This window comes from Scytonema sp. UIC 10036 (assembly GCF_009725235.1).
On record NZ_WJFC01000002.1, the window covers coordinates 1 to 21,062 of the forward strand.

At 43.3% G+C, this 21,062-nt stretch carries 19 protein-coding genes and 1 pseudogene; 9 read left to right on the plus strand and 11 right to left on the minus strand.

Annotated elements, in window-relative coordinates; genetic code table 11:
- Positions 1 to 282: 282 nt before the first annotated feature.
- Positions 283 to 1,350, minus strand: coding sequence for an ApaLI family restriction endonuclease (locus F7734_RS01370; protein ID WP_155743047.1), 1,068 nt, complete (start codon positions 1,348 to 1,350; stop codon positions 283 to 285).
- Between the two features lie 24 nt (positions 1,351 to 1,374).
- Complete coding sequence (locus F7734_RS01375; protein WP_155743048.1) at positions 1,375 to 2,658, minus strand: DNA cytosine methyltransferase; 1,284 nt, start codon at positions 2,656 to 2,658, stop codon at positions 1,375 to 1,377.
- Between the two features lie 308 nt (positions 2,659 to 2,966).
- Here F7734_RS01375 and F7734_RS01380 point away from each other — a divergent pair, with 308 nt between their 5' ends.
- Positions 2,967 to 4,298, plus strand: a complete 1,332-nt coding sequence (locus F7734_RS01380; protein ID WP_155743049.1) for a FecR domain-containing protein — start codon at positions 2,967 to 2,969, stop codon at positions 4,296 to 4,298.
- A 38-nt stretch (positions 4,299 to 4,336) separates the two neighbouring features.
- Complete coding sequence (locus F7734_RS01385; protein ID WP_166481682.1) at positions 4,337 to 6,076, plus strand: iron uptake porin; 1,740 nt, start codon at positions 4,337 to 4,339, stop codon at positions 6,074 to 6,076.
- Between the two features lie 272 nt (positions 6,077 to 6,348).
- Here F7734_RS01385 and F7734_RS01390 read toward each other — a convergent pair whose 3' ends face one another.
- Positions 6,349 to 6,747: an FAD-dependent monooxygenase gene (locus F7734_RS01390; protein ID WP_347566112.1), complete on the minus strand. Its 399-nt coding sequence runs from the start codon at positions 6,745 to 6,747 to the stop codon at positions 6,349 to 6,351.
- Between the two features lie 91 nt (positions 6,748 to 6,838).
- Between F7734_RS01390 and F7734_RS01395 the strand changes: the two genes are divergently transcribed.
- From F7734_RS01395 to F7734_RS62980, 3 genes are all read left to right on the plus strand, one after another.
- Entirely contained in the window at positions 6,839 to 7,054 is a 216-nt protein-coding gene (locus tag F7734_RS01395) for a hypothetical protein (protein ID WP_155743050.1), read from the plus strand.
- A 405-nt stretch (positions 7,055 to 7,459) separates the two neighbouring features.
- Entirely contained in the window at positions 7,460 to 8,548 is a 1,089-nt protein-coding gene (locus F7734_RS62975) for a PspA/IM30 family protein (protein ID WP_243146616.1), read from the plus strand.
- On the plus strand, positions 8,502 to 9,068 hold the full coding sequence (locus F7734_RS62980; protein ID WP_243146617.1) for an IS200/IS605 family accessory protein TnpB-related protein: 567 nt from the start codon (positions 8,502 to 8,504) through the stop codon (positions 9,066 to 9,068). The genes F7734_RS62975 and F7734_RS62980 overlap by 47 nt, the downstream gene beginning before the upstream one ends.
- 48 nt (positions 9,069 to 9,116) lie before the next feature.
- On the opposite strand, the gene F7734_RS01405 is transcribed toward F7734_RS62980, so the two are convergent.
- A complete protein-coding gene (locus F7734_RS01405) occupies positions 9,117 to 10,025 on the minus strand; it encodes an FAD-dependent monooxygenase (RefSeq protein ID WP_243146618.1) in 909 nt (302 codons plus the stop codon).
- 520 nt (positions 10,026 to 10,545) lie between these two features.
- Between F7734_RS01405 and F7734_RS01410 the strand changes: the two genes are divergently transcribed.
- The 3 genes from F7734_RS01410 (at position 10,546) to F7734_RS01420 (ending at position 13,780) form a co-directional block, all read left to right on the plus strand.
- Positions 10,546 to 10,743, plus strand: a complete 198-nt coding sequence (locus F7734_RS01410; protein ID WP_155743051.1) for a hypothetical protein — start codon at positions 10,546 to 10,548, stop codon at positions 10,741 to 10,743.
- A 918-nt stretch (positions 10,744 to 11,661) separates the two neighbouring features.
- Entirely contained in the window at positions 11,662 to 12,828 is a 1,167-nt protein-coding gene (locus F7734_RS01415; protein WP_155743052.1) for a hypothetical protein, read from the plus strand.
- A 523-nt stretch (positions 12,829 to 13,351) separates the two neighbouring features.
- Positions 13,352 to 13,780 (plus strand): response regulator, encoded by a 429-nt coding sequence (locus tag F7734_RS01420; protein WP_243146619.1) that lies wholly within the window; start codon positions 13,352 to 13,354, stop codon positions 13,778 to 13,780.
- Between the two features lie 367 nt (positions 13,781 to 14,147).
- Here the strand turns inward: F7734_RS01420 and F7734_RS62985 are convergent, their stop codons facing one another.
- From F7734_RS62985 to F7734_RS01450, 6 genes are all read right to left on the minus strand, one after another.
- Positions 14,148 to 14,372, minus strand: coding sequence for a hypothetical protein (locus F7734_RS62985; RefSeq protein WP_243146620.1), 225 nt, complete (start codon positions 14,370 to 14,372; stop codon positions 14,148 to 14,150).
- 154 nt (positions 14,373 to 14,526) lie between these two features.
- A complete protein-coding gene (locus tag F7734_RS60495; protein ID WP_166481673.1) occupies positions 14,527 to 14,733 on the minus strand; it encodes a hypothetical protein in 207 nt (68 codons plus the stop codon).
- Positions 14,734 to 15,158: 425 nt separating this feature from the next.
- Positions 15,159 to 15,725 carry a type 1 glutamine amidotransferase domain-containing protein gene (locus tag F7734_RS01435; protein WP_155743054.1) on the minus strand — a complete coding sequence of 189 codons (567 nt, stop codon included), beginning with the start codon at positions 15,723 to 15,725 and terminating at the stop codon, positions 15,159 to 15,161.
- A gap of 190 nt (positions 15,726 to 15,915) precedes the next feature.
- A complete protein-coding gene (locus F7734_RS01440; protein ID WP_243146621.1) occupies positions 15,916 to 16,251 on the minus strand; it encodes an aldo/keto reductase in 336 nt (111 codons plus the stop codon).
- A 111-nt stretch (positions 16,252 to 16,362) separates the two neighbouring features.
- Entirely contained in the window at positions 16,363 to 17,874 is a 1,512-nt protein-coding gene (locus F7734_RS01445; RefSeq protein WP_155743055.1) for an aldehyde dehydrogenase family protein, read from the minus strand.
- A 134-nt stretch (positions 17,875 to 18,008) separates the two neighbouring features.
- Positions 18,009 to 18,317, minus strand: coding sequence for a nitroreductase family protein (locus tag F7734_RS01450; protein ID WP_166481683.1), 309 nt, complete (start codon positions 18,315 to 18,317; stop codon positions 18,009 to 18,011).
- On the opposite strand from F7734_RS01450, the pseudogene F7734_RS01455 reads away from it, so the two are divergent.
- Positions 18,310 to 18,537, plus strand: a pseudogene (locus F7734_RS01455) (transposase); the annotation flags it as partial. The gene F7734_RS01450 and the pseudogene F7734_RS01455 sit on opposite strands and share 8 nt — an antisense overlap.
- 296 nt (positions 18,538 to 18,833) lie before the next feature.
- Here F7734_RS01455 and F7734_RS01460 read toward each other — a convergent pair.
- Positions 18,834 to 21,062 (minus strand): xanthine dehydrogenase family protein molybdopterin-binding subunit, encoded by a 2,229-nt coding sequence (locus tag F7734_RS01460; RefSeq protein ID WP_155743056.1) that lies wholly within the window; start codon positions 21,060 to 21,062, stop codon positions 18,834 to 18,836.

Below are 21,062 nucleotides of genomic sequence, written 5' to 3' on the forward strand. Positions count from 1 at the left end.
ACATAAAATTAAAAACTTTGGAGAAAAGACTTTTAATAAGCTAAAAGAAGTTGCAGATATTATTGAATAGAGCATCGGTACAGAAATCCAATTTGGGCATAAAAAAACCAGTTTCTGTGCCTGGGAGTACTAGTTTTTCCTTGTCCCAACTTAAAGAAACTGGGTTTTTGGCATTACTGCACCGGCGCTCTAGTATTTCGGGTAATAACTCGTTCTGAAAATCAATTTGTTTGCAAGTGGAAACAGTACGAGCGCAATTTGCTATAGCTAGGTTTCCAAGTCTTACTCTTCTTCGTCTCCATTATCAGCCAATGCCTGTTCCTCCTGACGAGAGAATTTCCAGGTATAAGACGACTGCTTGTTGGATAACATAATTGAGAAGTTTGAATCTTCTGGCACATTTGAAATAGACAAATTCAGTAGTTCAGTAGCGCAAGCATCTATTTCTGCAATTGGACGCCTTACGTAATGCTCTACAAATCTTGCCATCGTTTCTCCTGCTTGTTCTTCTAAATGTTCCCAAGCTCTATCTCCGATGTAAGCTTCACCACCAACACGAGAATACTCTCTGCTCAAATCTTCCAAGCGTGTACTAGGTGTAGGGTCTAGTACAAGAAGAACCGGATGAAAACCCGACTGTTTGCAATCTTCTGCAAAATCTAGCTCTTCTGAAAATCGACCTTGCCCGCTTGCTGCAATAGTTACACGAAGTTTAAATTCATAAGCAAGCTTATCAACAATACAGTCAACCTGTCGTCCCTTTTTAGCGTTATTTCGACGACGTACAGGTGAGTTTTGCGAGCCGTAGGAGACTCCACCAAGAACACTAGCAAGAATCGGCTCAAATAAGTAACCAGTTTCTTGAGCAGCTCGATTGTCTATGTCATAAAACCACTTCCGCCAGGTCATCCATGAAGCCAAGGCGGGGGAAGCAATAATTCCAAACTCAAGTAGTACACGTGGCGAAATTTGAGCCATTGTAGGAAGTGGTTGAGCTGAGAGAATTTTTTCATACTTTCGCCTTCGTTTATGGATTTCACACAGACACTTGAAATAAGTCTCAAAGTCCTTAACATTCTGAAGGCACGTAAGATACAGAGTAACAAAATCTATACCTTGCACTTCCTGAGTAAACCATTCTAATGGTCGATTGTAGTAGCTAGCACTGGGTGGAATTTCGATAGCGCTGGGAATTAAGTTTTCTTGCCCAACGTCATGAAGTATTACTGCAGCCAGTCGTGCAAGTTCTGAATCTTCCAGAAAGATGGGGATCGCGGTTGCTGTTCCCATTGTTCGTGCTCGTGAGAGCAGTTGGGATTGTTCAAGTGTAAGCCGTTTGTCTCTCCCCATAACTTTCTCCTGCAAAAATAGCGCTTAACCAAGGTTAGACATCAGGGATTTGAGTAAAGATTCAGTATGCATGAGAGCAGGACTCATTCCACTCGCGTCTGTCAAACGGTAGCCAATTAATTGAGCCTTCCGTTCTTTAAGAGATGTTAACCCAGAACCAGCTTTGCCTTCTATTTGCATGAGATGTTGTGCAAATTTCATAGCCACAAGGGGCGGAAATGCGTTTCCGATCTGGATGGCTATGGATGATGTGTTACCTGAAAACACGTAGCTATCGCTAAAAGATTGGAGACGAGCGCATTCGCGTAAAGTTAATGCACGATCAACTGAAGGGTGAATAAACTCACGGGATGATGCACTTGTGATTGTTGGTGAACACAAATGTGAATATAACCGCTTGATACCAGCAGGTGCTCCACCGCGTTTTTCAGTTGGTGTACCATCTTTGACTCTTCTAAAAGCCCGCTTGCGGAAGCTTGGATGCCACAAACTTTCAGGTAAGTCTTTCATCGTTTGACCGGGCTTTAACAACCTGTATCGCTCCAATTCATTGGCACTCGGTGTGCTAAAGTGATGTCTCACACCACCGGAATTGTTACCCAAGCGTATGAAGTGCTCGTACTCGCTACTTGTCTCAGCATATGTGTATGGTAGAAAGCATTCCTGGGAAACTGCTTCAGGAAGACCGGAGATAGCTTCATCAAGGGTTGGAGAATTGGGAAAAAGGGGTAGTACCTTGTTATGCTTACCCGCATTAAATGAATGTGTCTCTGGGGGAAAGTGGAAGAAAGCACCGATTCGATTGCCGATAACTATCGCCCGTTTTCGTGACTGAGGAAGCCCATATGCAGCAAAATTCACCTTTTCAAGTCGAAGCAAGTACCCTAAACTAATGAACCGACGCACAAGTTCAAAGACACTCTTCCCACTATTGGACGTGAGTAAACCTTCTACATTCTCAAATAAAAACCATTTTGGTTTGAGATATTCAACAATAGCAAAATAATTAAAAATAAGTTGATTGCGCGAATCGAGTTCATTTCTGCTTCCCGCAGTGCTAAATCCTTGACATGGTGGTCCCCCTATCACTGCAAATACTTCCTTATAGGGAGTCAGAAGGTCTATCAAAGAACACTTGTCAGAAGCATTTAAGTCAAGATTGTGACAAGGTATTCCAAGGTTGCTCTCGTAAGTGCTACACGCATCATCATTAATATCAACACCCAGCCCCGGTTTAAGACCAGCTAACGCGAAACCCAGCGATAAACCTCCCGCTCCTGAAAACAGAGAAACAATATTTTCAGACATACTTAGAGGTTGTTTGAAAAGTGGTTGGTTGTCATTTTAATCACATTGTACCCCCCTTAGTCCCCCCTTGGAAAGGGGGGAAACAAGAAAAATTCAGTTCCCTCCCCTTTCTAAGGGGAGGGTTAGGGTGGGGTAATAAATGATTTATCTTCTTGATAATTTGTGTCATTCAGCGCTGATATCACACACGACTTATACTGAGTTTAGTAAAAATTTTATAAACTTTATGCGGAATATAACTATATTTAAATGAATCACACCATATCAAAACATAAATCTATCCAGTATTTTCCATAAGGAAGGCTGTTATGGGGCTGCAAGTTTCGCCATTGGCTCAAAAGTTAGTTGTCAGCATTTTGCTAGCACTATGTTGGACAACAACCGTGCTGGCTAACAATAACCCCGAGCTAACCCGTGCAGAAGTTGACAAACTGTTACGTATGGGTATTGCGGAGTTGTTACTGAAAAACAAGTCTCCACGTCGAGCCGTATTGAAAGATGCGATCGCTCCTCAAGATGCAATCCGGACGGGAACAAATTCTGAGGCGCAACTTCTCTTCAATGAAAAGACTGTAGCTAGAGTTGATGAACGTACCACCTTCGAGTTTGTACCTGGGTTACGCCGCTTTCAGGTGCCAAATCGCATCGCCTTAAATGAAATGATATTTAAGCTTGAGAATGGCACAGCATTGATTTTGAGTCCACCAGGTAGTGTTGGAACTGAAGTCGCAACACCTCAAAGCCAAATCAGCATCCTAGCAGCACGCCCCGCAACCACATTATCCTCAACTTCAAATTTCTCAGTACCAGCACAGATTGTCAGCCTCGCCGCCAACAAAAGCATCAAATTAAGTCAAAATAACAACTCTGTTACACCGCCATCAACCAGTTCCAATCTCTTTCTACCAGCACAAAAGGGGAGTGCGGTTATGGTTGTACATAACGCCACCGATAACACCACACAAGTTTTTGCTCTGACTGACGGGGACATCAAAATATCCGATCGCCAACAGAAAAAAACCGTTTCTCTCCTTGGCGGGCAGACAGTAGCAGTCAAAAATGGATTGGTAGGAAATGTTCAGGAATTCGACTTGCAGGGATTTTATCAAATCATTGCGCTAACAGATGGTCTTGGCGCAGGGGAAGAAAACCTGGTAGCACAAGAATCTCCTCCAGTACAGCAGACACTCAAAGCCGTTCGGATTGAAACTTTGGCAGCACTCAAAAATCAAGCCAAAAGAATGAGGGGATTTAAGAGCTCGTTCTTAAGAGATGCACTTGGTGGTACAGAAGGTGACTTAAATCCTCGCCAACCAGCAACAGTTAGGATTAGAAACCCACAAGTCCTCACTGGTATTTTTAGAAGAACTAGCAATAATACTGCGGTATTTATACCTGATAATAATCCGAACTCTCCAATTCCCATTGGAGTAGATTTTGACAAGCAGACTATTAACATCAATGGTAGTACAGGTATATCAAATAATGCTGGTTTGAGTGGGAACAACGCAAGTGGCACAGTGATTGAACGTAATGGTGAAGCTAGGCGCATAGAAGTTTTTGGTGTAAACGGTGAAGAACCTGCTGTGGGCGCTCCTTTTCGTGGAAGTTTAACAACTGGAGTTATACGCGATCGCTAATTTCTTATTTTTCATAACAAATCTTAGGTGTGAGGGGTATCATTGTGGTTAGAAAAGATTTATTACTCCTATCAGGAGTGGCTCTATTTTGTTTATCTACACCAGTCATAGCAGCCAATACAAATGAAGATGGAGAAGATAATAACAAATTCATCCAGGAAAATTTGCCAAATTCTGACTCTTTTACCCCACAGCAGAATACCATTCAAATAACTGAACCAGAACAATTTGAACCTAATTTCTCACTTCCAATAACTTCCGAGGATAATATAAAGAATTTCAGTGAAGTCGCTCAAAGTGGAGAAGAATCAAAAGCTTCAGATACAAGCAGCATGGAACGTTTAACATCAGTATCGCAATTATCTGATGTGCAACCTAATGACTGGGCTTTTGCGGCATTGCAATCTTTAGTAGAACGATACGGTGTCATTGCTGGTTATTCTGATGGCACTTTTAAAGGCAATCGTACCTTAACTCGTTATGAGTTCGCTGCTGGATTAAACGCAGTACTGGATAAAGTCAATGAATTAGTTGCAGCTGGGTTAGTAGAAAAAGTTAAAAAAGAAGATTTAGAAAAACTACAACAGTTGCAAGCAGAATTTGCACCAGAATTAGCCACATTACGCAGTCGTATAGATACTCTTGAAGCTCATACTGCAAATATACAAGCACAACAATTTTCAACCACAGCCCGGTTGGGAGGACAAGTTATCTTTGGACTCGCAACAGGTTCTGGAGGCGATCCACCAGGGAAAGGAGAAGCAAATACAATTCTCACTCACTTGACACAATTACAACTTGTTTCCTCTTTCACCGGAAAAGACCTATTTCGTGTAGGGTTGGTCACAGGTAATACTGCTAATGATGGTTTTGGAAATCCTGATGCATTTAACACCAACATGGCAAGGCTTTCTTGGCAAGCAGATTATAACAACGATGTATCATTGGATTCTTTAGAATACCGATTTGCTGCACTGGGTGATCGCGTCGTATTCACCTTCAAGCCTGTAGGCTTTAGTTTAAGTAGTGTTCTCACCCCCAACTCCTCACCCTACGCAGATGCTGGATTGGGAGCGCTTTCCCTGTTTGGTGGTTCAACTCCTGTCTTTAAAATTGGGAGTCTTGATGCTGGTTTGGGCTTTGACTGGTTAGTTTCCGATCAAATGCGCTTGCAATTTGCTTATGGTACTAGGAATAGCAACAGTGGTAGAGAAGGATTATTTGGTGCAGATCACAGTGCTTTAGGAGTGCAAGTTTTATACAAACCAACAAGTTCATTAGTTGCTGGTTTAGCTTATGTAAACGCTTATTCTCGTGATGGTCAATTAGACACGGGTACAGGTAGCAGCAATGCTGATACTTCTGGGGGAATCAACGAACCTTCTCAGATTCACGCTATCAACACGAGTCTAAGATGGCAATTAACAGATCAACTGATTCTTGGTGCTTGGGGCGGTTTAATGGTGACCAACTCCTTACAGTCAGATGCTGTTGTATTAAGTAGCACTTATTTGTTATCCTTAGGCGTATACGACCCCTTTGGTAGAAGAGGAGATTTGTTTGGATTTTTATTCGGTCTACCTCCAAAGTTAAATGCTGGTTATTTAATTGAACAAGCTGATACTGGAAATTCAACTCACTATGAAGTTTTTTACCGCTTTCTCATAAACGAAAACATAGCAATTACCCCTGGCTTTTTTATTGTTACCGACCCCGGACATATTTCTGGAAACGACGATATTTTTGTCGGAGCTATTCGTACAACTTTTAACTTCTAAGCACATTATTTTTACCCCTCCGAGCCTCCCCTTACCAAGGGGAGGTGCCGTAGGCGGTGGGGTTCTTTGTATGCATTTTTATATAAAAACAGTATGATAGAGTGGTTTTCAATTGGGTGCAATACATAAAAAAGTTATGGAACCGCAGCCCGTAGCAGACGAACGCGGATAAATCTGTACTTTATTCAAGTGAAAACTGCTATATTGCAAATTTAAGCATTATACCTATTTTTAGGTATAAATAGACAAGATATAGTTATTCTTGAGATTCATTAGGGAATTAGCGCTGATTTCGACCAATACGGCTTGTAATTAAAAATCCAATCTTGAAATTCTTCACGGCTCATCTGTGACTGCTCCTGCATTTGCCGATCGGCAGTCTCTGTATCGGTTGTATAATAACGCATTTCGCCCAATGCACTGCGGGTTTGTATTAAATGTGTACGGGGGATGCGGCGTTCTTCGTAAGTAGCCAAAGCTTCTTGAATGCTGGATGCTTGGGAACAGCACAATGCTAGTTCATAGGCGTCTTCAAAAGTGCTATTTGCTCCCTGTCCCAAAGCAGGTGCCATTGGGTGAGCTGCATCACCCAACAGAGTCACTCTTCCTTGACCCCAGGAGTTGAGCGGTAAGCGATCAGGTGAGTTCCACTGCGAAAATTCTAGGTTAATCTAAGTATAGTTAAGTATATTTGAACTATGCCAAAGATTTCGATTCAAGATGCAAGTGACCTGTTAGGTGTACACCCCGACACTTTGAGCTATGTGGGAGGATGAAGGCAAAATCGTTGCAGAACGCACCAATGGCGGACATAGACGGTATGATGTTGCTAAGCTCCTGGGTACATCTGAGCGTGAAGGAAAAACAATTTGTTATGCATTCGTTGAGCACGCGCCCACAGCACGCGTTGATTTGCGCTTGTCAGGGACTTGTGCTTGCGATCGTACTGCGAGAAGCAAGGTTGGAAGTACGAAATAATCACTGATATAGGTTCAGGAATTAACGCTCAACTTACGTGGTTTATCGAAGTTGGTAAAACTTCTTCTAGAGGAGTGAAGTACGGCGGCTAGTTGTTACACATAAAGACCGTTTATTAAGGTTTGGAGCCGAGTTAATTTTTTCTTTATGCAAACAATTAAACGTTGAAGTTATAATCATCAACCACCATGTTAACGCCTCAAGAGAACAAGAGTTAGTGCCAGACGTTTTAGAAGTCAACAAGCGTGTTTTCTGCCCGATTGTATAGGTTGAGAAGTCATCAAAATAAGTCGTTGATTGAGGAGTTAGATAAAAGCGCTAAAAAAATATCAGCAAACAAACGGATTGAGTTAGAATCTGGTGTATAATGACAAGAAGCTAAAAAATTTAAGGGGGTGATAAAACTTGTCCGTCGTAACTATCCAAACAATTGCAATCAGCACTAATCAAAATAAGCTAGCGCTAGATTATCTAGAAGACTACGGGATAGTTTTCGGACAAGCTACCCGAACAGCATTTGCACTACGAAATCGAATTGGTAAGACAACAACCAAGGAATCTGAATTAGAAAAGACAATTTGCAAGGAGCTTGAAAAAAGGCTTGGTATTTCCAATTCAGAGGCTAAAAACGCTTACAATAAAGCGACGGCTACTTATAGCTCGCAAGCTGAGTTAGTAGACCTATACATAGAGGACAACTACGACTGTATCAAAGAGATTCGACGGACTATTAAGAAATTAGAGTTTAAGCTAAACAAAGCTGTTGTGTTGGGGCAGGAAACCACAGCTAAAAAATTAAAAAAGAGAATTCACTTCAAGCAACAGAAAATTAACAAGCTAGACGCTAAAATTCACCGTCTAAAAGAGGCGAAAGCTACCGGACATTTTACAGTAACTTTTGGTTCGTCTAAATTATTTGAAAAGCAGCACTCTTTAGAAAAGAATGGGTACAACAACAAGCAGGAATGGCTTGAAGACTGGCGCTCAAAACGGTCTAATCGTTCATTCTTTATCGGTTCAAAAAACTATCAAAGTGGAAATCAGTTAATTAGATATGATGCTAATTTACATACCTTGATCCTGACTGTTACCCCTAAGTTAAGAGCGAAGTATGGTGATACTGTAACCCTTCATAACATTAATTTTCCCTACGGTCAAGATTGGTTACTAGCTGCTATAGAACCAGTGAAACGTATCTCTACCCGGAAAGGAAAAGACGGGGAGAAGAAAGAGACATCTAGGAACGGAAGCCTTCAGCCTGTCACTTATGAAATAGTGAACAAAGATGGGAATTTTTATGTTAATGCAACCCTCGAAACAGTAGATCCAGTAATCCAAACATCCTTAGAACAGGGTGCTCTAGGCATTGACTTTAATCCTAATAGTATTGACTGGAGTTTAATAGATCGTCATGGGAATTTAAAGCGCCACGGAACTATCAAGATTAATGTTCAGGATAAGCGCTCGGCGCAAACAATCATACATTATTGGTAAGGCTGTATCTGAAATAGTTAGAATTGCATTGAAGTACGGCGTACCCATAGTTATTGAAGATTTAGATTTTGCCCAAAAGAAAGCATCTATGAAGGAGAAAAGCGCAAAGTACGCTCGGATGCTTTCTAATATGGCATACAGTCAGTTTACCCAAATGATTGAGTCTAAATGCTTTAAATCTGGGATAGAACTGATTAAAGTTGACGCTGCCTATACTTCGGTAATTGGTGTTACCAAATATATGGCGCGATTAGGTCTGAACTCTGGCTGTGCAGCTGCACTGGTCATTGCACGTCGCGGTCAGAATCGGACTGAAAGCATCCCTAGTTCCCTCGATTCTTACTTTAAAAAGCCAGAGGACAAGTTAAAGTCGGGAGCGTGGAAACGGGTTGCTAAAAAGGTAAACATTCGCGGCGGTTTTAATCGTCATAAATTTTACCTTTTTAGGGTGAAACACAAACAGGCGCGATCTAACTGTTCGCTGGATGGCACGCCACGGCAAATTACGTCCAGAGCATAATGCTCCCTCATATTTTCAAAAAACCTTGCGCTATCGGTTCTCTTGTCCTTAAGGGCGTAAATCCTTAAGTTTGCCCAAGTTTTGAGTAGCGCAAATCGGTGCTTCCAAAATTTGCTCGGCTGGAGTTGCTTCCACAAGCGATCGCAATGATTCTCCCCAGCCCGCTATTCGATCGAGAACCCTAGATTTAACCTCAGCCACATTTTGGGAAAGAGTACAATCTGGTAATAACTTACGATATAGCCACGAAATATACCCATCACCGACATTCAGCAGGTACATAAATTCTTCATGACCGTTAACAAATCCAAGTTCACCCGGATTAAGTACCTCTTGGTTGCAATTGATAACAGTACGCCAAGACATACTTCCTAAATAGCGAGGTTTGCCGTCTCCAATTAAAGCTTCTCTAATCACCGAATTGATACCATCAGCTCCAATCAGTAAATCTGCACTAACCCGTTCCCCATTCTCAAAATATACTGACACACAGCGATCGTCTTGTTCAAAACCGATGCAGCGATGGTCAAGATGAATACTCTCAGACGGCAGTTTAGATGCCAGAATTTGTTGCAAACGCCACCACCAAACGGTGATGAAGGGCTGACCGTATTTATCCTGATACATTCTAGCTGGGCTAGTGCGAATTGTTTCACATTGAGTATTCTTTAAAATAGTTGTGCTAACTTCACAACCTGAATTTTTTATAGTTTCTACAATTCCAGGTTCAATAGCATCAAGGGAATTTAAACCGTTTGGTAACAATCCCAAGCCACCACCAATAGGACGAAAATCTTGTGCTTTTTCGTACACTTGAACATCACACCCAAGTTTCCGGAGTGCTATAGCAACAGCTAAACCTCCAAGTCCGGCACCAATAACCGCCACCTTTTCCATAAATGGTTTGGACAACTTCTCAATTTGAGTTTTTTCTTGTGCGTTTGCGTAAGATTTCATAATTAATTTATTATTCTCACGTGTGACATATAATTGTAGCGGTCTACCAACATAAATAGTTAATTTGACGATTTATCTTTCCAGTTCGCTACCAATGCTTGTCGGTTAAGCCTAAAAATACGAAAACACGTAGGTTGGGGAGCCAGATTACACTAATCGTCTTGCCAAGTTTCCGCAATTTTTCAAGAACCGTAGTCCCTACATTTAATCATCAATTTTTTCGCTGACTGCTTTTTGGATATAGCGCTCTGCTTGCTCCGGTTGATTTTTCGCCTCGAAATCCAATCCTACGTATAGAAGTTGCTCTAAATTGTAAATTTTAATAGCACGTGTGAGTATATCTTACGGAATTCTTACCAAAAATCCTTAACGGAATCGATTGATATATTGTTATTTAATCGAAACTGCATATTTCCTCAGAAAGGCACATATAAATCGGTATTGGTCTAGTGCAATTAGTTTTTTCTAAGGAAACATGAGATATAAATACTTAATTGCTTCGATAGTAGTTATAGGAATCATGACTATATCTGCTAACCGCTCAGACAAATACAGTTCATTTCAATTTTCAAAAAACACAGATAAAACACCTGGAATTGTTAATTTAAACCAAATGCAAGCTCGAAGACTTATAAACTGTGGTTGTGGTATTCCAAAGCGTCGAGAAAGCGGTGCTACCCGTATAAAACAAACTATATTAGTTGATTTTTATAGTTAAGATTTGCAAATCTATAGTTAGAAATTATAATTATCCAAGCTATACAAAATTTTATTTTAAATAAGAACTTAAGTCAGTCGCCCAGAAAAAAACTATATAACGAAACCTAAACTCGACTTTATCCAAAATTAAGAACTCGGTTTTCTCTACCGGGCAAAAACCTTGGCTTTTTGGCAAATACTTTTTCCACGTCATAGACGAGCGCTGAAGTTCAAAAAGTAAAACTACTGCCCCACAAAGGTTTCATCTGTAGCGATCGCGTGGCGAAAGAAATGGATAAAGTCGAGCTAAGAGGATGTTTGAAAAGTGGTTGGCTGTGATTTTTATTGCATTATTACCCCCCTTAATCCCCCCTTAAAAAGGGGGGAAACAAGAAAAATTCAGTTCCCTCACGCCCTTACGGGTTCGCCACTCCTCTACGGCGGGAAACCCGCCTACAAGGGTGGACTCACCATATGCCTCAAGTCGGGCATTCCCCGATGGCGCAGTGGCTCCCCTTTCTAAGGGAGGGTTAGGTTATAAATATTTGATACATCAATCATAACTTTTCAAACATCCTCTAAAATATCCCTCTTCTGTTCGTAGTTGCGCTGTCTTCGTATGTATCGCAACTCCACAGTTTCGTTCCTCAACCCAACAATAAGGTTTCAATGTTGGGTTGAGAAACGAAACCCAACAATAAGGTTTCAATGTTGGGTTGAGAAACGAAACCCAACCTACTTTCGTATTTTTACCCAAAGCCTACGCAGTATAGCCTCCCTAAATTCCACAAATATCAAAAAATTCCAAGAGTGCTTTGTTGGGGATGCATAAAAAATATAACCCAGACATAGAAGCAAATGAAGGGGTTAAATCAAACCCACACAAACTATAAAAACGAAAACTAGGAACCACTTAAATATGTTGAGAATCGCTCAAATGACCCGTAGTACTCTGCTGGTTGCTACCATGATGTTTGGTAACATTTCCTTGCTCAGTTCGTCTGCACGTGCAGAAACCGTAAACATTCCCGTCCCCAAAGCAGCTGTAGCCACGGCTTTTAATGCAGCATTTAGCTCGACTAAAGTACATCTTCACAAAGACGCCAACTATATTTTAATGCCTAACGGTTCTAAGAAATCAATTCCACTTTCTAACCCCATATATACTTACAAATTTTCAGGCATTGCTCGGCACATTGATTACTCTCTCCAAGATTTCAACACACAGTCTATCCAAGCCACAGTCAACGGTGACAGAATCAATGCAGATATGTATTTTGAAAACCAAGGTGAGGAAATTCAAGCAAAGTGCTTCCGCAAACTCGCTGGCAAATGGGGTGAGTGTTCGCTTGATATAGAGCGCGACATTCATTTAGATAACACCAATCTTTCCATATCGCTCATTCCTGTCGCCTATAATGGCTCGATCTCTTACGCCAATCCGGAAGTCACTTTCAAAACTGATGTCAGAATTGCTAACAAACTGTGCAAGTCTGTTCTCCCACCCATCAAGCAAATTTGTGAAGGAATCGAAGGCGCGATCGCAAACAAAATGACTCCGCAAGTTGAAAGCCAGATGAAAAATGCTCTCAATGAATCCAAAATGAAACAAAGCGTTGCAGACGCTGTCAGGAATGCACCCGGTATTAGCAACCTTATCGATCCCAAGTGGCAAATTACAAAAGTAACCAGCCAGGGTAGCAATTTCATCATCACGGTGGAACGTCCCGATCAAATCGACGGCTCATCAGTTCAGAATTTGTCGCTCAAGCCAGTGCAGAAAGAGATAGTCTCAGCTTGTCCAACAACAGTCAAGCTTGATGCAACAATTGATATGAAGCATACCGTAACAGGCACTGGTTTTCTCAGTTATGAGAACGGTGAGAAATCAAACACCTTTAACTGGAGTGCCAAGAAAGGACAGACTGTTACCTCTACGGTAAGTCGTAAGTTTGACAGCAAGCCAAACTCAACAAACAATGGTTGGGCTGTCATGACTGTTAAGTGGAAAGGGAGTGATGGCAAAACCTATGAAGCCGTCTCCAACAAAGCAACATTTTCGGTTAAATGTACGCCTGCTGCACCCGGAGGTTTAAAGTTTTGAAGAATACCGGTAGGGACGACGTGTAGGTTGGGTTGAGGAACGAAACCCAACATGAATTCTCGCTTGTGTTGGGTTTCAATGCTTAAGTCTGGTTGCGCTTCTTAAGTAGTTATCTGATTCCTGAACCAGATTGAAGTCTATCTGTTCGACTAGAGGTCGCAAGACCCGTCTGACTCTTTCCAAGACTCTAGCGGGAAAATCTAAGGGCTTTTTGAGGGAATTATGGTGAATTCGCAGGAGTTGTTGAGTCGCGATCGCATCTTAATGAGCCTGTTCAACTACACTCCTCATCTATCTCACAAAAAATTCCGAGTTTATTTAGAATGAAAACTGTATAGCTTTCGTATTTTGGATTTTATAAGCACTTAACCAGACACGATATTGGTAGTAACCTATCTTTAGAACGGAGAGTAGAACAGAGTTGTAGCCTGGTGATGCTAATCGCTCAGAATCTCCTCACAATTTCCTTAAATTATTGATCTTTCATAGGTAGTTACTTCAATGGTTTATAGTCTTTTCTTTTATGAGAGGCGGTACAGTGTTGTTACAGAAGATGATGGTGACCTCTGCATCAAAGCGCATTTTGTTAATTGACGACGAACCCGATGTGCAACGGGTAGTGCAAACCTGCTTGGAAAAATTAGCCCAATGGACTGTCATTACCGCAACATCGGCAGAAGAAGGGTTACTCAAGGCGATCGCTGAACAACCAGATGTGATCCTGCTGGACATTATGATGCCAAAAATGGATGGCTATATGTTTCTGGATGCACTGTGGGCTAAGCCGGAAATGCAGTTTATACCTGTGGTGTTTTTGACTGCACAGGCTGGATTACTCGAACCCCATCATTATGAAACACTAGGAGTTAAAGGAATCATAGCCAAACCTTTTGACCCGCTGACATTGCACCGGGCGATCGCATCTGCTTTGAATTGGGAGCTAGGCACCTAGTAAATAGGGTTGTGTCACAAGTACGACACAACCCCCATTGTTTATTCTTAACACCAGTTTGATCCCCAGCTTTCTGTGGGCGAAGGACAGGGAAAACTGGGCTATTAAGGACGCTGTGCGTCGCGCGGCACCCCTTTATCGAATTCACATATTCTTAAGTGAGATGAGCCTAGTCCGGCTGCAACATCACTTTGATGCATTGGTCTTTCTTGTGCTTGAACATCTCAAAGCCCTGTTTTGTTTCAGTTAGAGGTAGCTTATCAGACTTTAAAAGCATGAATTCATGGGCTAAATCAGCCCAAAATTCCATTGCTCCCACCCATAGACAACCATACAAACCAACCCAAAAGGCGCTATGTCGGCGGTGTCATCGCTTTAATTCTTTCAGACGACCAACATATTTTTGGAATCCCAAAGAGCGAGAATTACGACCAGCTAAAATAGCACAAGTATAGGCAATAGCAATTAATAAAATTAATGCTATCAAGCGTTGACCATTACTCTTAAGTAGATTCGAGATTATAGCCCCCAGTCTTGCAATCACGGAACATCGCCTCAATACCACTTCGTAACTTAAATGCTTTAATTGCATCTTTGAGACTGTCAAGGTTAGTGAGTAAAAACCAGCTAGCAGGCTCTAGGTTGCCACGATATTTTCGCTTGTAATATCCGGCTAAATTGAATTTAGCAAAACCTTTGTGTTTGGTAGCTTAAATACCCATCAGAAAGAACGAGATACCAGGATTTTATCCTAAAGATTGTAACCGTTGATATGATTCATTTTCTTGGCGAATATACGTGCCTTGTTTTTGATGCAGCACAAACTCAATCCCCTTGCTATGTAACCAATGAGCCAGTTTTATACTATGAAACTCTCTATCTCCCAGTAGCAGAATTCGATATCCTTTGAATAACCGTAACAATGGGCGTATTAATTTTTTCTGCTCACCCAAATTGCTACATCCTCTTTTTGGTAACAATATCCAGTAAACTGGTATTGCTCTTTTCTGTTCAATTAAGCTGATTATAAATACATTTTGTGAGCGCCACTGTGTTCTATCAATGGCGAATATCAATTTTTTTCTCAGATGAAATATGGCTGTTTTTTACCCATCGTTTGAGTACTGGAAACCAGAGGTATTGAATTGATAACTGGGGCGATCCCCCTAAATCCCCCTTGAAAAGGGTGACTTTGAGCGGTCCGGTTCTCTCCTTTGTCTACGCCTTAGGCGCATCCCCGGAGGGGCTTAGGAGGGTTAGGGAGGATCACATGGTTTTTAAACACATCCTAGAGATTGCCAGTCTCAGCATGTGAGCGCTAAATCTTGTCGAGATAATAGAGCAGAAATCTAAGGGGTTTCTGAGGAAATTATGACCGTTACGCCATCTGCCGCACTTTTCCTGACTGACTGAACAATTTGATCATTTCCCGATTAAACGCCGGAATATCGTCGGGCTTGCGGCTTGACACAAGGTTGCCATCCACCACAACCTCCTGATTTACCCACTCTGCTCCGGCATTCTGCAGATCGGTTTTGAGGGAGGGCCACGATGCAAGCCGTCGCCCGCGCACAACATCTGTCTCAATCAGTGTCCAGGGTCCGTGGCAAATTACAGCTATGGGTTTGCCAGCTTCAACGAAAGATTTGACGAAGGCGATCGCCCGATCGTTCACTCGCAGTTGATCGGGATTAGCCACACCACCTGGAAGCAGCAGGGCATCATAGTCAGACGGATTAGCTTGCTCTAGAGAGACATCTACAGGGAAAAAATCGCCTTTATCAAAATGATTCCAACCCTGAACGCGGTCGGACTTAGGGGAAACGATATGAGTTTCAGCACCTGCCTGCTTTAGAGCTTGCTGGGGTTGCGTCATTTCTACTTGCTCAAAAGCATCTGTTACCAGAATTGCGACTTTTAGTGTGCTAAGGTCTTGATTTGCCATCTTTGTGATCTCCTTGTTCAATTACTTGATAGGTCTGGTTTGGGATCTACTCACCAACAGAATCCCACTACGACGTGGTCTCAGTTCGAGTGCTACATCTTGTTGAAACACTTGTTGTAACAATAGAGAAGAAATCTAAGGGTTTTTCGAGGAAATTCTGATTACTGGTATGCGTATCCGATACTCTTAATCATTTAAAATCTCCTAATGGCGTATTCTCGTCGTAGCGATGGCACTGATAGAGATCGACATAATCTGTGCGTAAGCGTTGTAACGATGCATCAATTTGTTTGTAAATTTGAGCCGCCGATAATCCTCGGTCGGTATCCGACATTGGAAAATAAACTTTGGTCGCCAAAATGTAGGACGAGCGATCGATCCCCTGCAAAATTTCACCTAACAGCGATTCAGCCGCACCGCGTCCGTATACATTTGCCGTGTCGATCGTATTAATCCCCACGTCAAAGGCTTTGTGAACGCAAGCTTCTGCTTTTTGGCGCTCGACTCCACCGCCATAGTTAACCAAGAGCCTAAACTAATTTCAGACACATTCAGATCGCTATTGCCAAGTTGACGATATTTCATGATTTCAAGTGAGTAGTGAGTGGTAACTGATTACTGATAATTGATAACTGTTTCAAAATGGGTAGGTGCGCGGAGTTTGCTGCACGGTAATCCAATGGTCGGTGGTGAACTCCTCAATCGCCCAATTACCACCAAAACGTCCGATCCCACTATTCTTCTCGCCACCAAAGGGAGCATTCGGTAGGTCATTTACCGTCTGATCGTTGATATGCGTCATTCCCGCTTGCATCCCTAGTGCAAAGCGCAGTCCACGTCCCTCATCGCGGGTGAACACTGCACTCGATAAGCCGTACTCGGTGTCATTCGCAACCTGCAAGGCTTCTGCTTGATCGCGGACTTTAATGATGGAGACGATCGGTCCAAACATCTCCTCACGCGCTACCGTCATCTGATTGTTGACATCCACAAAGACGTGCGGCGGTAGCATCAGTCCATCAGGGTCGCCACCGAGCAGTTGACAAGCACCTTCCTCATGTGCGGCTTGAATGTGCTTGAGGTGTGAATTCAACTGAGCTTCATCAATGATGGGACCAATATCCGTATCGGGGTCGTTCGGGTCACCCATCTTTAGATTGCGAACGCGATCGACAAAGCGATCGACAAACTCGTCATACACGCGCTCATCGACAATCAGCCGATTTATACTCATGCAGATCTGACCTGAGTTTAAGAACTTACCAAACACAGCAGCCTTTACCGCCAGTTCCAGATCGGCATCGTCTAAAACGACAAACGGACTGTTACCCCCAAGTTCAAGCGAAGCCCGTTTTATGATGGGGCTACTCATCGCCAGTTCCCCAATATGCCGACCTGCTTTTGTCGATCCGGTAAAGGTAATGACGCGCGGGATGGGGTGGCTCACGAACGCATCCCCAATCTTGTGGGCTGGACCCGCCACAGCACTCAGCACGCCAGGGGGAAGTCCCGCTTCCTCGAAGATCTTGGCAAAGATCAGACCACCCGTGACGGGAGTATTCGAGGGTGGTTTCAGCACGACCGCGTTTCCCAGCGCCAAGGCAGGGGCAACCGAGCGATTGGCAAGATTAAGGGCAAAGTCCCACGGGCTGACTACAGCGACTACACCTACAGGGCGGCGATAGACTCGGCTTTCTTTACCTGGTATGTCAGACGGCAGAATCCGCCCCTGGGCACCATAGGGAACAGAAACAGCCTGTTCCATCACATCACGCGCCGCCTTCCATTCCAGGGTTGCCTTCTTGCGCGGGCTACCTGCCTCCCGAATCGACCACGAAATAATCTCCTCGCGACGGGCATCCATAATGTCAGTCGCACGACGCATAATCAGCGCTCGCTCGCTGGGTAGTTTTTCTGCCCACGCTACTTGAGCACGTTGTGCTTCTTGATAAGCATCTTCGAGGTCTCGTTTGTCCGCCGCCGGAATTTCCATAATCACGTCTTGGCGGAATGGGTTAATGGGTTGTAATTTGTGTTCGGAACGACCTGTGACCCAACGTCCGCCAATGAATAGGCGATCAAATCCCGTGTAGGGAGCGGGTGAATTAGGATGTGAGTTAGTTGTGCGGTTGGGAGTTGTGGTTGTCATCGGAAAATTTGCCTTATCGGTTTCAACATTTCAGTTGTGCACTTAAGTACTTTTGTCAGTCGATGTTTATGTTTACTCTCCTTCTTCAGGAGTTAACGCTAGGTCAAATACGTTCGTATGCTTTCACCTCAGCCCTAGCTCTTGACTATTGGCGAGGTTTGGTTCCATTGCTCAGAAAAAACAAACTGTTCTAAGGGCTTGCGGGTGCGCGGAGAATTCTCTCGTTGCTGCAACCTTTCGGACAGGGTTTTTGGATCTCCTAAATAACCCAATGCGATCGCCGCTACTGGTTCATAGTCTTCAGGAATACCGTATATCTGTCGCGCTAGTGGGACATCAAACCCTGCCATTTGGTGAATGTATAGCCCTAATGCGGTCCCTTGGAGAGCTAATTCGGTAGATGCTGCTCCAACATCATGAAAAGCATGTCGGTTTTCCTCGATTGCTTATATTTTGATGAATGCTTTACGAGAGCAGTGTTTAGCTAACACCGAACTAAAAAATGCTCAAGTCGGAACTATTCGTGGCAATTTACTGAAGTTAGGGGCAATTATCACTGTTAATACCCAAAAGATTTTGATTGCAATTAGTAGTGGTTGTCCCTACCAAAATATTTTTGCAACTGCTTACAGTTGTTTATCTCGACTCCCTTGTATTGGTTGATTTGCAATTATTTGGTTGAAATTCTATTTATTAGCTTGTAGTTTGGGTTTACTTGACTTAACCCTAGTTTTGGCATATCTAATTTTCCGACTCAAGTGTTTTTCTTTCAACACTTACTAGATTTATTGTTATTTATGCATCTGTATGCTTTCGATTTCTACTTAAATTTATCTGATTTTTTCATCTTGTTTACTGATGTATTAATTAAATCATCCTACATTTTGCTTGTGCCATTGATTTTTTTCCACTTGTGAGAAATCCGGGTTTAGTCCCAACTGCGTATAATTAAGTACAAACTAAAGCAACTTGTCGAGCATAATCGGCAAATTTCTAATACGTTTTCCGGTGGCGTGGAAAACCGCGTTGGCGATCGCCGCTGCGACACCGACAATGCCAATTTCGCCCAAACCTTTTGCTCCGAGGGGATTGACAATTGAATCATTTTCTGGTACAAAAATTACGTCAATATCGTGTATGTCGGCATTGACAGGAACGTGGTACTCCGCCAGATTGTGGTTCATGAACCGTCCGAATTTCTGATCGATCACGCTCTCTTCTTCCAGAGCCATGCCGATACCCCAGACAACTGCACCGAGAATCTGACTTCGCGCCGTTTTAGGATTCAAAATGCGTCCACCTGCGATCGCACTAACAACCCGCGTGACGCGAATCGTGCCCAACTCTTCGTCAACTTTCACTTCACAGAACACCGCCGAATGACAATTCCGTGTGTATTGATTTTGCTTCGAGGAGTTGGGTTGATTGGTAGTTTCTTCTTCAATACTGTTGACTTCGCCATGTCGCATTACTTCAGTAATTGAAACAGCCTGTGTTGGATCATGGTTCAATTTAATTTGCTTGTCGGCAAAACAAAGGTCTTCGATTGAAGCATTGGCGAGGGGTGAATTGTCCATCTTTTGCGTGAGTTTGAATAACTTTTTGCGCACTTCATCGCAGACGACCTTGACTGCTGAGCCGACTGAAGATGCTGTCCAAGAACCACCTTCAATGGGCGCTTCTGGCAATGATGAATCGCCAAGTTTAAATGTCACATCGTCAATCGGCAACCCGAGAGTTTCGGCGGCGATTTGCGTCATGATCGTGTAAGTTCCAGTGCCAATATCAGCCGTCGCGCTACTGACGATGAGTTTGCCGTCAGGGAACAAAACTGCTTTCGCACTTGCTTTTTGTTGTTGCGCGTCCCAAATGCCAGTTGCCATGCCCCAACCAATCAGATTATCACCCTCACGCATTGAACGCGGTTCGGGATTTCGCTTTACCCATCCAAATTTCTCGGCGCCTTGTCGGTAACATTCGCGCAGTTCTTTACTTGAAAAAGGTTTGTTTTCGTTTTGATCGCGCTCAGCGTAATTTTTCAGACGCAGTTCAAGTGGATCGATACCAACTTTATATGCGAGTTCGTCCATCGCGCATTCGAGCGCGTACACGCCTAAGACAGCTCCTGGCGCTCGCATATCTATCGGCGTGTAAAGGTCAAGCTTTGTAAGTTTGTAATCAAGCTTGACATTATCGCACTGGTAGAGTAAACCTGACCAATTAACAACATTTTCGGTAAAATCTTCAAACTGCGAAGTCTCGGCGATCGCTTCGTGAATGACAGCTTCGAGCGTACCATTGGGCGCAGCGCCAAGGGCAAGTTTCTGCACAGTGCTGGGACGATGGCCAAAGGTGAACATCTGTTGGCGCGTCAGTGACACTCTCACCGAGCGTTTAAGTTCACGTGCCGCCATCACCGCTAAAAATAACTGATACTGCGGACGCAAACCTGAACCGAACGCCCCGCCGACATAGGGCGAGATGACACGCACATTATTTTTGGAAAATCCGAAAACATTGCAGACGTATTGATAACTGTTTGGCGCTCCTTGGGTTTTGTCATAAATAGTAATTTTTTTGCCATCATCTTCCCAGACGACGGTGGAGGCGAAGGACTCCATCGGATTGTGATGTTCCACAGGCGAAGCGTATTCAGCTTCGTGTTGAATGGCAGCGTTGGCAAAAGCTTTTTCGGCATAGCCGCGCGGTTTTGGTGGTGGTTCGCTGCCCGGTCTCATTGTTGGTTTGTAGGCTTGTTCGCGCTTTGCATCCAAATCAGTGACGTGGATTTCACGTTCGTACTCGACTCGGACGAGTGTCGCCCCATAACGCGCAAGCTCAAAGGTTTCGGCGACGACAAGCGCAACGGGTTGTCCGCTATACAAAATCTTATCTTCATGAAGGGGACGAAACGGTGAACCATGCGGTGCAGTTTCGTCCTTGTAACTGCTGTCAAACCACGCAGTATTAGGTGCGTTTTCGTGAGTGAACACTTGCAACACGCCTTCAAGGTTGAGCGCATCACTAGCGTCAATTTTCGTGATTCTCCCTTTAGCAATCTGACTGGAAACGACGTAACCGTAGGTAAGATTGGGAACATTGAATTCGGCGGCGTATTTCGCTTTGCCGATTACTTTGGCATGTCCGTCAACACGACTAGTCGGTTGTCCAATATAGCTCGTAGTCAT

Bases quoted from the DNA above. Each gene is read 5' to 3' on its own strand.
- F7734_RS01370 (WP_155743047.1), bottom strand. From the start codon at position 1,350: ATGGGGAGAGACAAACGGCTTACACTTGAACAATCCCAACTGCTCTCA.
- F7734_RS01395 (WP_155743050.1), top strand. From the start codon at position 6,839: ATGTGGGAGGATGAAGGCAAAATCGTTGCAGAACGCACCAATGGCGGA.
- F7734_RS62985 (WP_243146620.1), bottom strand. From the start codon at position 14,372: ATGCAATTAAAGCATTTAAGTTACGAAGTGGTATTGAGGCGATGTTCC.
- F7734_RS01445 (WP_155743055.1), bottom strand. From the start codon at position 17,874: ATGACAACCACAACTCCCAACCGCACAACTAACTCACATCCTAATTCA.
- F7734_RS01435 (WP_155743054.1), bottom strand. From the start codon at position 15,725: ATGGCAAATCAAGACCTTAGCACACTAAAAGTCGCAATTCTGGTAACA.
- F7734_RS01375 (WP_155743048.1), bottom strand. From the start codon at position 2,658: ATGTCTGAAAATATTGTTTCTCTGTTTTCAGGAGCGGGAGGTTTATCG.
- F7734_RS01460 (WP_155743056.1), bottom strand. From the start codon at position 21,062: ATGACTACGAGCTATATTGGACAACCGACTAGTCGTGTTGACGGACAT.
- F7734_RS01410 (WP_155743051.1), top strand. From the start codon at position 10,546: ATGACTATATCTGCTAACCGCTCAGACAAATACAGTTCATTTCAATTT.
- F7734_RS01380 (WP_155743049.1), top strand. From the start codon at position 2,967: ATGGGGCTGCAAGTTTCGCCATTGGCTCAAAAGTTAGTTGTCAGCATT.
- F7734_RS62980 (WP_243146617.1), top strand. From the start codon at position 8,502: ATGTTCAGGATAAGCGCTCGGCGCAAACAATCATACATTATTGGTAAG.
- F7734_RS01420 (WP_243146619.1), top strand. From the start codon at position 13,352: ATGAGAGGCGGTACAGTGTTGTTACAGAAGATGATGGTGACCTCTGCA.
- F7734_RS01415 (WP_155743052.1), top strand. From the start codon at position 11,662: ATGACCCGTAGTACTCTGCTGGTTGCTACCATGATGTTTGGTAACATT.
- F7734_RS01405 (WP_243146618.1), bottom strand. From the start codon at position 10,025: ATGAAATCTTACGCAAACGCACAAGAAAAAACTCAAATTGAGAAGTTG.